This window comes from Cellulomonas hominis (genome assembly GCF_005239125.1).
In the GTDB taxonomy this organism is placed as follows: Bacteria; Actinomycetota; Actinomycetes; order Actinomycetales; family Cellulomonadaceae; genus Cellulomonas; species Cellulomonas hominis_A.
The window spans coordinates 1-11,565 of record NZ_SZYE01000126.1 but is presented as its reverse complement, the minus strand read 5'-3'; the positions used below and the strand labels follow the sequence as shown (position 1 = coordinate 11,565).

At 76.8% G+C, this 11,565-nt stretch carries 16 protein-coding genes; 8 read left to right on the top strand and 8 right to left on the bottom strand.

The annotated features are described in order from the left end of the window. The coding region (locus FA014_RS13940) for a TetR family transcriptional regulator (RefSeq protein WP_154730263.1) at window positions 1–420 on the bottom strand (420 nt) is incomplete at its 3' end. A 107-nt stretch (window positions 421–527) separates the two neighbouring features. Between FA014_RS13940 and FA014_RS13935 the strand changes: the two genes are divergently transcribed. Both FA014_RS13935 and FA014_RS13930 read left to right on the top strand, forming a co-directional pair. Continuing rightward, on the top strand, window positions 528–1,436 hold the full coding sequence (locus tag FA014_RS13935) for an SDR family oxidoreductase (RefSeq protein ID WP_154730262.1): 909 nt from the start codon (window positions 528–530) through the stop codon (window positions 1,434–1,436). A 90-nt stretch (window positions 1,437–1,526) separates the two neighbouring features. After that, the gene (locus tag FA014_RS13930; RefSeq protein WP_154730261.1) at window positions 1,527–2,144 is read left to right on the top strand and encodes a dihydrofolate reductase family protein; all 618 of its coding nucleotides are present in this window, start codon (window positions 1,527–1,529) and stop codon (window positions 2,142–2,144) included. 10 nt (window positions 2,145–2,154) lie between these two features. Here FA014_RS13930 and FA014_RS13925 read toward each other — a convergent pair whose 3' ends face one another. Then, window positions 2,155–2,862, bottom strand: a complete 708-nt coding sequence (locus FA014_RS13925; protein WP_154730260.1) for a hypothetical protein — start codon at window positions 2,860–2,862, stop codon at window positions 2,155–2,157. A 212-nt stretch (window positions 2,863–3,074) separates the two neighbouring features. Between FA014_RS13925 and FA014_RS13920 the strand changes: the two genes are divergently transcribed. Beyond that, window positions 3,075–3,275: a hypothetical protein gene (locus FA014_RS13920; protein ID WP_154730259.1), complete on the top strand. Its 201-nt coding sequence runs from the start codon at window positions 3,075–3,077 to the stop codon at window positions 3,273–3,275. Window positions 3,276–3,332: 57 nt separating this feature from the next. After that, on the top strand, window positions 3,333–4,367 hold the full coding sequence (locus FA014_RS13915; RefSeq protein WP_154730258.1) for an Fpg/Nei family DNA glycosylase: 1,035 nt from the start codon (window positions 3,333–3,335) through the stop codon (window positions 4,365–4,367). A 31-nt stretch (window positions 4,368–4,398) separates the two neighbouring features. Here FA014_RS13915 and FA014_RS13910 read toward each other — a convergent pair whose 3' ends face one another. After that, window positions 4,399–4,842 (bottom strand): GNAT family N-acetyltransferase, encoded by a 444-nt coding sequence (locus FA014_RS13910; protein WP_154730257.1) that lies wholly within the window; start codon window positions 4,840–4,842, stop codon window positions 4,399–4,401. Between the two features lie 102 nt (window positions 4,843–4,944). On the opposite strand from FA014_RS13910, the gene FA014_RS13905 reads away from it, so the two are divergent. Then, window positions 4,945–5,193, top strand: coding sequence for a LapA family protein (locus tag FA014_RS13905; RefSeq protein WP_154730256.1), 249 nt, complete (start codon window positions 4,945–4,947; stop codon window positions 5,191–5,193). Between the two features lie 12 nt (window positions 5,194–5,205). Here FA014_RS13905 and FA014_RS13900 read toward each other — a convergent pair whose 3' ends face one another. Both FA014_RS13900 and FA014_RS13895 read right to left on the bottom strand, forming a co-directional pair. Further along, complete coding sequence (locus FA014_RS13900) at window positions 5,206–5,865, bottom strand: DUF1684 domain-containing protein (protein WP_154730255.1); 660 nt, start codon at window positions 5,863–5,865, stop codon at window positions 5,206–5,208. 12 nt (window positions 5,866–5,877) lie between these two features. Further along, a complete protein-coding gene (locus FA014_RS13895; protein ID WP_230323160.1) occupies window positions 5,878–6,108 on the bottom strand; it encodes a hypothetical protein in 231 nt (76 codons plus the stop codon). Window positions 6,109–6,172: 64 nt separating this feature from the next. Here FA014_RS13895 and FA014_RS13890 point away from each other — a divergent pair, with 64 nt between their 5' ends. Further along, window positions 6,173–7,120, top strand: a complete 948-nt coding sequence (locus FA014_RS13890; protein WP_154730254.1) for an LLM class F420-dependent oxidoreductase — start codon at window positions 6,173–6,175, stop codon at window positions 7,118–7,120. On the opposite strand, the gene FA014_RS13885 is transcribed toward FA014_RS13890, so the two are convergent. After that, window positions 7,101–8,405 carry a glycosyltransferase 87 family protein gene (locus FA014_RS13885; RefSeq protein ID WP_230323159.1) on the bottom strand — a complete coding sequence of 435 codons (1,305 nt, stop codon included), beginning with the start codon at window positions 8,403–8,405 and terminating at the stop codon, window positions 7,101–7,103. The two genes, FA014_RS13890 and FA014_RS13885, sit on opposite strands and share 20 nt — an antisense overlap. 220 nt (window positions 8,406–8,625) lie before the next feature. Between FA014_RS13885 and FA014_RS13880 the strand changes: the two genes are divergently transcribed. After that, window positions 8,626–9,963 (top strand): uracil-xanthine permease family protein, encoded by a 1,338-nt coding sequence (locus FA014_RS13880; protein ID WP_154730253.1) that lies wholly within the window; start codon window positions 8,626–8,628, stop codon window positions 9,961–9,963. Between the two features lie 20 nt (window positions 9,964–9,983). Here the strand turns inward: FA014_RS13880 and FA014_RS13875 are convergent, their stop codons facing one another. Together FA014_RS13875 and FA014_RS13870 are read right to left on the bottom strand one after the other, a co-directional pair. Continuing rightward, complete coding sequence (locus FA014_RS13875; protein ID WP_154730252.1) at window positions 9,984–10,664, bottom strand: LytR C-terminal domain-containing protein; 681 nt, start codon at window positions 10,662–10,664, stop codon at window positions 9,984–9,986. Next, a complete protein-coding gene (locus tag FA014_RS13870; protein WP_154730251.1) occupies window positions 10,654–10,962 on the bottom strand; it encodes a type II toxin-antitoxin system VapB family antitoxin in 309 nt (102 codons plus the stop codon). Before FA014_RS13870 ends, FA014_RS13875 begins: the two co-directional genes overlap by 11 nt. A 186-nt stretch (window positions 10,963–11,148) precedes the next feature. Here FA014_RS13870 and FA014_RS13865 point away from each other — a divergent pair. Further along, on the top strand, window positions 11,149–11,565 hold a 417-nt coding region (locus FA014_RS13865), incomplete at its 3' end, for a hypothetical protein (protein ID WP_230323158.1).

Sequence of the window (11,565 nt, the reverse complement as noted above, 5' to 3'; positions counted from 1 at the left end):
CTCGGGCGTGCCGCGGTCTCGGAGCGCCGCGGCGACCACACGGCCGAGCGCGGCCATCTTGAGCAGCTCGCGCTCCTGCAGCCCGGGGTTCGCGGCGACGACCCCCGCACGGGTGCGGGCGTGCGGGAACCGGTCGGCGAGGGCGTCGCAGCCCCGGACGACGCCCGCGCCGGCGGCCTCGAGCGGTCCCGCGCCGGGCGGCGCGGCGGCGACCCCGGCGACGGCCAGGCGCTCCAGGGTGTGCGCGCCGTCGAACAGCACCTCGCGCTTGTCGGCGAAGTACCGGAAGAAGGTGCGCTCGGTGACGCCCGCCCGCTCGGCGATGTCCTGGACGGTGGTCTGCTCGTAGCCCTGCTCGGCGTACAGCTCCAGCGCGGCGCGCGCCAGCCGGCCCTGCGCGTCCGGCTCCCAGCGTCCCATGCGGTCAGTCTAGTGATGACAGTGCCTGACATCGGGCGTACGGTGATGACAGCGACTGACATCAGCCGCCCCGGGGGTGCCCCGGGTGCTCGTCCAGGAGGACTCCCATGCGTGTGTTCGTCACCGGTGCATCCGGCTGGATCGGCTCGGCCGCGGTGCCCGAGCTGCTCGCCGCGGGGCACGACGTCGTCGGCCTCGCCCGTTCCGAGGCGTCCGCCGCCTCGCTCGCCACGACCGGGGTCGAGGTCCGGCGCGGCGACCTCGACGACCTCGCGGCGCTCCGGGCCGGCGCCGAGGACGCCGACGCCGTCCTGCACCTCGCGTTCACGCACGACTTCAGCGACATGGCCGCGTCCGGCCGGACGGAGCGCGCCGCCGTCGAGGCGCTCGGCGACGTGCTCGCCGGCACCGACCGGCCGCTGCTGCTCGCGTCCGGCATCGCCGGCGTCGCCCCCGGCCGGCTGCTGACCGAGGACCTCGCGTCGCCCCACACCGCTCCCGACGCCCCGCGCGGCGCGAGCGAGGCCTACGCGCTCGGACTCGCGGGGCGCGGCGTGCGCCCCGTCGCGCTCCGGTTCGCGCCCACGGTGCACGGGTCCGGGGACCACGGGTTCGTCGCGGAGCTCGTCCGGGTGGCGCGCGAGCGGGGCGTCGCGGGCTACGTCGGCGACGGGGCGAACCGGTGGCCCGCGGTGCACCGGTCGGACGCCGGGCGCCTGATCGCGCTCGCGCTGGCGCGGGCGGCGGCGCAGGGAGACGTGCCGGTGGTGCACGCCGTCGGCGAGGAGGGTGTGCCGGCCCGCGAGATCGCCGAGGCGATCGGACGCGCGCTCGGGCTCCCGGCCGCGTCGGTGCCGTCCGAGGAGGCGGCGGCGCACTTCGGCTGGATCGGCGGGTTCTTCGCCCTCGACCTGCCCGCGTCCAGCGCGCTGACCCGGGAGCGGCTGGGCTGGCGACCCACCGGCCCGACGCTGCTCGAGGACCTGGCGGCGGGGGCGTACGCACCGGGCCGGTGACGGGGTCTAGGCACGCGCCGCGCGGGTGGGGTCTCATGAGGGACCAGCCACCCGTGCGGCGCCCGGCGCCCGCCCGAAGGAGGACCCGCGATGGCGACGATCGTCTCCACCCTGTTCATCTCGCTCGACGGCGTCGCCGGGATCGACCCGGCGTGGCACTTCCCGTACTTCGACGACCACATGGGCGCCGCGGTCAGCGAGGACTACGCGGGCGCCGACGTCCTGCTGCTCGGCCGGGTCACGTACGACAGCTTCGCGGGCGCGTGGCCGGAGCGCGAGGCCGCCGGAGACGTGGACGCCACGTTCGCGACGCAGCTCGGCGACACCCGCAAGCTCGTCGCCACCCGCGGCACCGCCGACCTCGGCTGGCGGAACGCGGAGCGCGTCGAGGGCGACCTGGTCGAGGCCGTGACCGCGCTCAAGGCGCAGCCCGGCGTCGGCAAGGTCGTCGTGCCCGGGTCGCTGTCGGTGGTGCGGCAGCTGCTCGCGGCGGGCCTCCTCGACGAGCTCCGGCTGCTGGTGCACCCCGTCGCCGCCCGGGCCGGGGAGCGGCTGTTCGACGAGGGGGCGCCGGTGTACCCGCTGCGGCTGCTGGCGTCGGACGTGTTCCCGACCGGGGTGGTCCGCCTGGTGTACGCGCCCGGCGAGCTGCCGGCCGCCCAGGGGTACGACGACGTGAAGGGCGAGGTGCCGCTCGCCGACGGGTGAGCGGGGCGGCTCAGCCCCCGAGCGCCGCCGTCGCGGCCTCGACCGCCGTCCGCGCCTCGTCGGCCGCCGTGGTCGCGCCGATGATCGCGTCGATGTCCTCGGTGTCGACCGTGGCGGCGGTCACGGCCGCCGCGGCGTCGAGCGCGCCCTGCAGCGCGGCCCGGGCGTCGGCGTCGCCGGTGCCCGCGGCCAGGGCCTGCCGGCCCGCGTCGGCCGCTCCGTCCAGCGCCGCCACCGCGGCGTCGCGCGCCCGGACCTCCTGCTGGAGGTCGAAGCGGTAGCTGTCCTCGAAGACCGCGGCGGAGGCGTCCTGGATCGTCTGCAGGTGGTCGAGGGCCGCGTCGCGCGTCTTCTCGACCGCCGCGACCTGCTCCGCCGGGGAGCCCTCGGTCGGCGCGGTGGTGTCCAGCGCCTCGGCCGCCGTCAGCGCGTCGGCGAGCGCGGTCCCCAGGGCCGGGTCGGTGAGCCGGCCCTCGACGGACGTGAGCGCCTCCTGCGACGAGCCGATCGACTGCTGCAGCTCGGTGGCGACCGGCTCCAGCCGGGCGAGGGCCTCGTCGAGCGCCGCGGCGTCCTGCGCCCGGGAGCGCTGCGCGGACGCGAACCAGACGCCGGCCGCGACCAGCAGCGCGATCGCCACCACGGTCGCCACGGCGACCCGGGTGCGGCGTGCGCGGTCGGCGGTCGTGGTGGTCTCCGGTGGCGTGCTCGCGGCCATGTGGTGCCCCCTGATCGGTCCGAGCGGTCGGTCCTCGCAGCGTACCCGCGGTCGTCCGGGCCCTCTGCCGTGCCCGCTGCCGGCACGGGGTGCGGGGGACGCCGCGGGCGACCCGCGACCGGGCGCTGGCTGTGCGCCCGCTGTGCCTGGCAGGATGGGCCCGTGACCTGCCGAGACGCCGACCTCCGGCCCCGCGTCCGCCGGGCGGTCCCGTGCTGACCGGCGCGGTCGACGTCGTGCTGGAGCTCGCGCTCCGGGCCGCCGCCGCGCTGCTGGGCCGGGTCCTGCACGGCCGGGACGCGATGGAGGAGCTCGCCGCCGCCTGGACGTGGTCGGCCGCGGTGTGGCCGGCGGTCGGGCTGCTCGCGGTCGCGCTGCTCGTCGGGCTCTGGACCGCCTTCTGGGACGACTGAGCCCCGCCCCGCCGGCCCACCCCGGCGGGTGTCGGACGCGGCCCCTAGCCTGGGCGCATGCCCGAGGGTCACACCGTCCACCGCATCGCCCGGCAGTTCGCGCGGGACTTCGTCGGGCACCGCGTCGCGGTGTCCTCGCCGCAGGGGAGGTTCGCCCAGGGCGCCGCGCTGCTCGACGGGCGCGAGCTGCTGACCTCGGCCGCCGTCGGCAAGCAGCTGTTCCTCGGCTTCGCCGGAGGGCACGTGCTGCGGGTGCACCTCGGCCTGTACGGCGCGTGGGACTTCCTCGGCGTGGTGTCGCCGCTGGTGGAGGGCGGCGGCGCGGTCGCGAGCCTCGGCGCCCCGCGGGTGCGCCGGTCGGTCCGGATGGGCGAGGGGGAGCGCGAGGGCGACGAGGGGACGGAGCTCGAGGACTTCCCGCCGGAGCCGGTCGGCCAGGTGCGGGTGCGGCTGGCGACCGAGCAGACCGTCGCCGACCTGCGCGGGCCCACGGCGTGCGAGGTGCTGGACCCCGCCGCGACGGCCGCCGCGCTCGCCAGGCTCGGCCCGGACCCGGCGGTCGAGGACGACGTGCGCGCCCGGATGGCCGACCCGCACGCGGTCGCGGCGGCCACCGGGGCGGCGCACCACGAGCCCGGGGAGGCCGACGGCTCGGTGGCGGACGCCGTCGCCCCCGGCCCGGGGACCGCCGCCGACGTGATGGTGCAGCGCCTCACCGCGCGCGGCACCGCCGTCGGGCAGCTGCTCATGGACCAGGCGGTGGTCGCGGGGATCGGGAACATCTACCGCGCGGAGCTGCTCTACCGCGCGCGCCTCGACCCGCACACGCCCGGCAAGCGGGTGCCGACGGAGACGGCCCGTGCCCTGTGGGACGACTGGTCGGTCCTGCTGGCCGACGGCATCGCCACCGGGGTGATGCTCACCCGGGAGGACCTGGACGACGCCGGCCGCGCGGCGGCGCTGCGGGACCCGGCCCAGCGGCACTGGGTGTACGGCCGCGCCGGTGAGCCGTGCCGGACCTGCGGCACCCCCGTCGTCGTCGAGGAGATGGCGGGCCGCAAGCTCTACTGGTGCCCGACCTGCCAGCGCTGACCCGCGCCCGCCGCGCCCCCGCGCGCCCCGCTCAGCGCGGCGTCCGCACCATCGGCACGTGCGGGATCCCGTCCTCGTCGTAGTCCGCGCCCGCCCGCTCGAACCCGAACCGGCCGTACCAGGCCTCGAGGTGCGCCTGCGCGTGCAGGTGGATCGTCGCGCCCGGCCCGCAGAGCGCGATCCCGTGCTCCAGCAGCGTCCCGGCGACCCCCCGTCCCCGCGCGGCCGCGGCCGTCGCCACCCGCCCGATGGCCGGGTGGTCGCTGCCCGCCCGCAGCACGCGGATGGTGCCGAGCAGCTCGCCGTCGTCGTGCGCCCACACCTGCAGGGAGTCGTCGAGCAGGTCCTGGCCGTCGAGCTCGGGGTACGGGCAGGTCTGCTCGACGACGAACACGTCGACGCGCAGCCGGAGCAGGGCGTACAGCTCGGCGGGGGTGATCTCGCCGGGGGTGCGGGTCTCGATCGTCACGGGCACGCCGGTCAGCGTAGGCGCTGGTGGCGGGTGACCGCGTGGGCCATGCTCGGAACGGGCGGCCCGGCCCGCCCCGACCGCACCACGGCACCGGAGGAGCACGCGATGAGCAGCACCGAGAGCCCGACCAGCCGCCCGAACCCCGTCGTGACCTTCCTCCAGCGCCGCTGGTTGAGCGTCCTGCTGGTCGTGGTCGCCGTGGTGTTCGCGGCGCAGAACCGCCAGCCGGTCCGGGTCCACCTGCTCGCCACCACGGTGACGACGCCGCTGTGGGTCGCGCTCACCGCGATGCTCGTGCTCGGGCTGGCGGCGGGCACGTTCCGGATCCGCCGCGCGGGGCGCCGCGACCGCTGACCCGGCCGCGCCTCAGCCCAGGTCGACGTCCGCCACCAGCTTCGGGTCCGGCTGCTGCTCGCCCACCGGAACGGGCGCCGGCAGCACGTTCCCGCGGGTCGCGAGCGGGCACGCCCACGCCGGGTCGTACGCGCAGGACGGGTTGTACGCGAAGTTCAGGTCGAGGATCAGCCCGCCGTCGGTGGCCCGCCCGAGGTCCGCGTGCTTGATGGTGTCGAGCAGGTACCGCCCGCCGCCGTACGTCCCCTTGCCCGAGGTGGCGTCCTTGACCGGGATGAAGATGCCGCCGCCGTAGGTGCGCAGCGCCCACACCGACAGGGACCCGAGGCCGTCGAGCTCGACGCGCCCGACCCGGTCGAACGGCACCACACCGTCGGTCCCGGTCGCGACCTCGAGCCGCTGCGCGGACGTGGCCCGCACCCGCACCTCGAACCGGTAGGCCGGGTCGTACGGCGCGACGGACAGCCCCTCGAACACCGCCTTGGCGGCGTGGTGCAGCGGGGACGCGGCGTGCGTGCCGAACAGCTCGTCGCGGCGGGCGACCCACTCGGCGTGCGCGGCGGCGGGGTCGGACTCGGCCAGCCGGCGCACGTCGGCGTACATCTGCGCGGTGCGCCGCCGCCAGTCCGCGACCGCCAGCGCATCGAGGGCCAGACCGAGCTGCGTCACCATGCCCTCACCGTCTCACGCGCGCGGCGGCCGGGCGGGCCGAGCGCGCCGGGCCGGGGCGCGTCCGTCGGCCCGCCGGTCCAGCCGCTGCAGCGCCCGGACCTCCCGCACCGCGGTGGCGGCGCACACGAACCCGACCAGCCACGCCCAGGGCCGGCCGCGCAGGGCGAGCACGAGGCAGACCAGCGCCAGCACCGTCGCGGTCAGCACGACGGCGAGGCTCGACCACCGGACGCCGCGCAGCACGCCCCCGACGGTACCGCCGGGCCCGTGGCGCGACCCACCCCGCGCACCGTGAAAGGCTGCCCGCATGGACCTGAGGATCTTCACCGAACCGCAGCAGGGCGCCACCTACGACGACCTCCTCGCCGTCGCGCGCGCCACCGAGGACCTGGGCTTCGACGCCTTCTTCCGCTCCGACCACTACCTGTCGATGGGCTCCGGCGACGGGCTGCCGGGCCCGACCGACGCCTGGACGACGCTCGCCGGCCTGGCCCGCGAGACCAGCCGCATCCGGCTCGGCACGCTCGTGTCGTCGGCCACGTTCCGGCACCCCGGCGTGCTGGCCATCCAGGTGGCGCAGGTCGACCAGATGTCCGGCGGGCGCGTGGAGCTCGGGCTGGGCACCGGCTGGTACGCCGAGGAGCACGCCGCCTACGGCATCCCGTTCCCGGACAAGCGGTTCGGCCTGCTCACCGAGCAGCTCGAGGTCGTGACCGGCCTGTGGGGGACCCCGGTCGGGGAGCGGTTCGACCACGCCGGCGAGCACTACACCCTGACGCGCAGCCCGGCGCTGCCCAAGCCGGTGCAGGCCTCGCCGCTCGACCCGTCGCGGCCGGGCGTCCCGGTGATCGTCGGCGGCCTCGGCCCGCGCAAGACCCCGGCGCTCGCCGCCCGGTTCGCGTCCGAGTTCAACCTGACGTTCCCGCCGCTGGACGTGGTCGGCGAGAAGCTGGAGACGGTCCGCGAGGCGTGCCGCGCCATCGGCCGCGACCCGCAGACCCTGACGATGTCGGCCGCGCTGGTCCTGGCCGGCGGCCGGGACGACGCCGAGGTGGACCGCCGGGCCGCCGCCATCGGCCGCGACCCCAAGGAGGTGCGCGCGGTGGGCATCGCGGGCACGCCGACCGCGATGGTCGACCGCCTGGGCACGCTCGCCCAGCAGGGCGTCACCCGGGTCTACCTGCAGGTGCTCGACCTGCACGACCTGGACCACCTGGAGCTGATCGCCTCCGAGGTCATGCCGCAGGTGCGCTGACGCGCGCCTCCTCGCCCGGGCCGGTGGCCCGCGACCCCGCGCGCCCCGCGCGGGCCAGGTCGCGGGCCACCGCCACGAGCAGGGCGACCAGCAGCAGGTTCCGCAGCACGAGCACCAGCGACGGGCCCACCTGCTGCGCCGTGATCCCGTCGTAGGCGATCGGGAACACGATCTGGGTGAGCGCGGCGATGACCAGCACCAGCGCCGCCGGCACCCGCCAGGACGGCACGCCGCCCGCGCCCGGCCGGGCCAGCCCGACGACGACCGGCCCGGCGAGCCACCCGACGAACTGCGGCGACCCGACCTTGTTCGCCAGGATCAGCGTCACGGCGACGAGCAGCGCCCCGCGGGCGAGGAGGCCGGCGGTGTCCAGCCGGTCCCCGCCGCGCAGCCGCACCCACGCGAGCAGCGCGGTGACCGCGGCGAGCGCCACCGGCAGGAGCACCCCGAGCGCGCCCGCGACGGCGGCGGTCCCCGGACCGGCGATCTCCCACGTGGTGATCTCCTGGTTGAGCACCACCCGCACCGGCTCGCCGCCGATCCCGCCCGCGATCCCCGCCAGCACGAACGGCGTCGCCGCCACGGACTCCACCTGGAGCCCGCGCTCGCCCTGCTCGCCCAGGAAGCTCGTCAGGTGCCCGAGCCCGCCGCCCGCGGCGACCGCCCCGGCCACGACCGCGCAGACCGCGGCGGCCGGCAGCACCAGGTCCCGCCAGGGGCGGCGCAGCACCAGCACCAGGGGCAGCAGCAGCGCGCCCGGCGCCACCTTGACCCACGCGCCGAACGTGAGCAGCGCGGACGCGACCGCGGGATGCCGCAGGGCCACCGCCAGCGCGATCACCACCACCGGCGCCACCACCGCGTCGAGCCGGCCGACGGCGACGGGACCGAGCAGCAGGATGAAGGCGAGCCACCACCACGCGCCCACGGCGGGGTCCCGCGCGGGCGGCACGACGTCGCCGCGGACCGCCCCGTCCCGCGCCGGACGCCCCGCGTACCGCAGCAGCACGACCACGGCGACGGCGTCGAGCAGCGTGATCAGCGCCGACCACGCGACCGCGTACGGCTGCGTGCCGACGGCGTCGACCAGCGCGGGCAGCAGCATCGGCAGCACGGCGCCGGCGGGGTAGACCCAGTCGCCGTCGAGCACCGGCCACACGCCCTGGTGCAGGCCCTGCCACATCCACCAGCGGTACAGGTCGAGGTCCCAGAACGCGCGCGCCGGGATCAGCACCGTCCCGACGTAGGCGATCCAGCCGTGGACGGCGACGAACGCGGTCCACAACGCGACGCGCGAGCGCAGCAGCCGGTCGATGGGGCACCTCCACGGCGGACGGTCACGGGCCGCGCCACACCCTACGCGGGCACCCTGCGCGGCCGGGGCACGGCCGGGGCGGGGCCGGCGGCGCGACCCGTGGGCGCGGCCGGTCGGGTGACGCGTCACCCGCTAGCCTGCCCTGCGGCGCGCGGACCGACCGGGGCGCCGACTCAGGAGGAGGACCTCGGTGAGCGCGATCGGCTGGCGGGTGCACGGCGACGGCAGGAGGGTCGAGCCGGGAGCGGTCGTCGCCCCCGACGAGCGGCTGTCCTGGCCGCGGACCATCGGCATCGGCATGCAGCACGTCGTCGCCATGTTCGGCGCGACCTTCCTGGTGCCGCTGCTGACCGGGTTCTCCCCGGCGACCACCCTGCTGTTCTCGGCCGTCGGCACCGTGGTGTTCCTGCTCGTCACGCGGAACCGGCTGCCGTCCTACCTGGGGTCGAGCTTCGCGTTCATCGGCCCGATCGTCGCCGCGACCGCCTCGGGCGGGCAGTCCGCGGCCGTCGGCGGCATCCTCGCCACCGGCGTGCTGCTCGCGGTGATCGGCCTGGTCGTGCACCTGGCCGGCTCGCGGTGGATCGACCTGGTCATGCCGCCGGTCGTCACGGGCACCGTCGTCGCCCTGATCGGCTTCAACCTCGCGCCGACCGCGTGGGGCACCTGCGACGACACGGGTGCGTGCAGCGGGTTCCGTGCCGCCCCGGTCACGGCGATCGTGACGCTCGGGGCGATCGTGCTGTCCGCGGTCCTGTTCCGAGGCATCCTCGGCCGGCTGTCGATCCTGGTCGGGGTCGTCGTCGGCTACCTCGTCGCCACGCTGCGCGGGGAGGTCGACTTCGCCGCGGTCCGCGCGGCCGACTGGTTCGGGCTGCCGCACTTCGTCGCCCCGACGTTCGAGCCCCGGCTGCTCGGCCTGTTCCTGCCCGTGGTGTTCGTGCTGATCGCGGAGAACGTCGGCCACGTGAAGTCCGTCGCGGCGATGACCGGCAAGGACCTCGACCCGCTGACCGGCCGGGCGCTGCTGGCCGACGGCCTCGCGACGACGCTCGCCGGCCTCGGCGGCGGCTCGGGCACGACCACCTACGCCGAGAACATCGGCGTGATGGCGGCGACCAAGGTGTACTCGACCGCCGCGTACTGGGTGGCTGCGGCGACCGCGCTGGTGCTCAGCCTGTCGCCGAAGTTCGGCGAGCTGATCAACACGATCCCCGCCGGCGTCCTGGGCGGGGCGACGACGGTCCTCTACGGGATGATCGGCGTGCTCGGCGCCCGCATCTGGGTGCAGAACAAGGTGGACTTCTCCGACCCGGTGAACCTCACGACGGCCGCCGTGGCCCTGGTGATCGGCATCGCCAACTACTCCTGGACCGCGGGCGACCTCACGTTCGAGGGCATCGCGCTCGGCACCGCCGCGGCGATCGGCGTCTACCACGTCATGCGCGGCGTGGCCCGGTGGCGCGGCACCAGCCAGGAGCCGGCGTCGCCGGCGTCCGTCCCGGGCGGCGTCGAGCTCGAGCGCTGACGGCCGGCGGCCGGGGCGGCTCAGCCCTCGGCCGCGGCCTGCTCCTCCGCCGGGGCCTCGGTGGCCGGCGGCGGGGTGGCCTGCGGGACCGGGGTGACCTGGTCGAGGGCGATGCAGCCCTCCGGGACGGCGAACGGCTGGTCCGCCACCAGCACCACGTCCGACGCGGCGACCAGCGCGTTGTAGGACGACCCGACGACGACGTCGACGGACGCGTCCGCGCGGGTGTCCAGCACGAGCTGCGGGGTGTCGAACTGCGCGGCGACGGTGTACGCCGCGGCGACGCCCTGCGTGCCGAACTGGATCAGCGCGGTGCCCGCGTACGTGGAGTAGCCCATCTGGCTCGCGTTGAGCTGCTGGGCGACGGTGAAGCCGCGCTGCGAGAGCGCCGCGGCGGTGTCGCCCGCGAGCCCCACGCGGTTGGTGCCGTTCAGCACGTTCAGGCTGACCTGGCCGTACGGGACCGGCGTCGCGCCCTCGGGCGGGCACGGCGAGTCCTCCGCCGCCAGGCCCGTCGGCTCGGGGGACGAGAAGTCGCGGGACAGGAACGGCAGCGACACGTTCCCGGTGTAGACGGCGGCGGCGCCGAACGCCGCGACGGCGAGGCCGCCGAGCAGCACGCCGAAGACGACGGCCTGGCGCTCGCGGGTGTGCCGGCGGCGTCGCTGACGGGCGGCGTCCGGCGTGCGGTCAGCGCTCATCGGACTCGATCACGAGGACGCGCGCGTGCAGCACGGGCCGCTGGTGCAGGGCGGCGCGCACCGCGCGGTGCAGGCCGTCCTCCAGGTACAGGACGCCGCGCCACTGCACGACGTGCGCGAACAGGTCGCCGTAGAACGTGGAGTCCTCCGACAGGAGGTTGTCCAGGTTCAGCGTGCGCTTGGTGGTCACGAGCTCGTCCAGGCGGACCTGGCGCGGCGGCACGTCGGCCCACTGCTTGGGCGTGACCAGGCCGTGGTCGGGATAGGGCCTGCCCTCGCCCACGGACTTGAAGATCACGCACGCGAGTGTAGGTGAGACGGGCGGCCCCCGGGGGCACGGCTCGCGGGTGGGTGCTCGTCGCACGGCACCCGGGTGAACTTGCGGCCCGGGGTCGCCCGGCCGCGCCTTCCGACCGATGGGACGGGTACGGCGTCCCCCGGGTCGGACGGGGCCGGCCGCCGCGGGCTGGGGGAGGGGGTGCGCATGCAGGACGACGCAGGTGGCCGCGCCCGCAGACGGGTGCGGCTCGTGGTGCTCGTGCTGGTGCCCGTCGGGCTGGCGCTGTCCCTGCTCGCCTCGGCGCTCGACGCCCACCAGCAGCGCGACCGCGCGGAGCAGGCGACCCGCGCCGACCTCGCCGTCTCGGCCGAGGCCCTGGCCGCGCGGTTCGGGGGGCAGCTCCGGGTCGCGTCGACGTCGGCGTCCCTGCTCACGCCGACCGCCGGCGCGTCGTGGGACGACGCCGCGGGGGCGTGGGAGAGCCACCTGCGCGTGCTGGCCGGCGCGCCCGCCCCCGGGACGGGCCCGGCGGTCGCCCCTCCGGCCGGCCCGGTGCTCACCTCGGGCGTGGGCTGGCTCCCGGCGCCGGCCAGCCCGGCGGACCGCGCCGGCGCGCTCGAC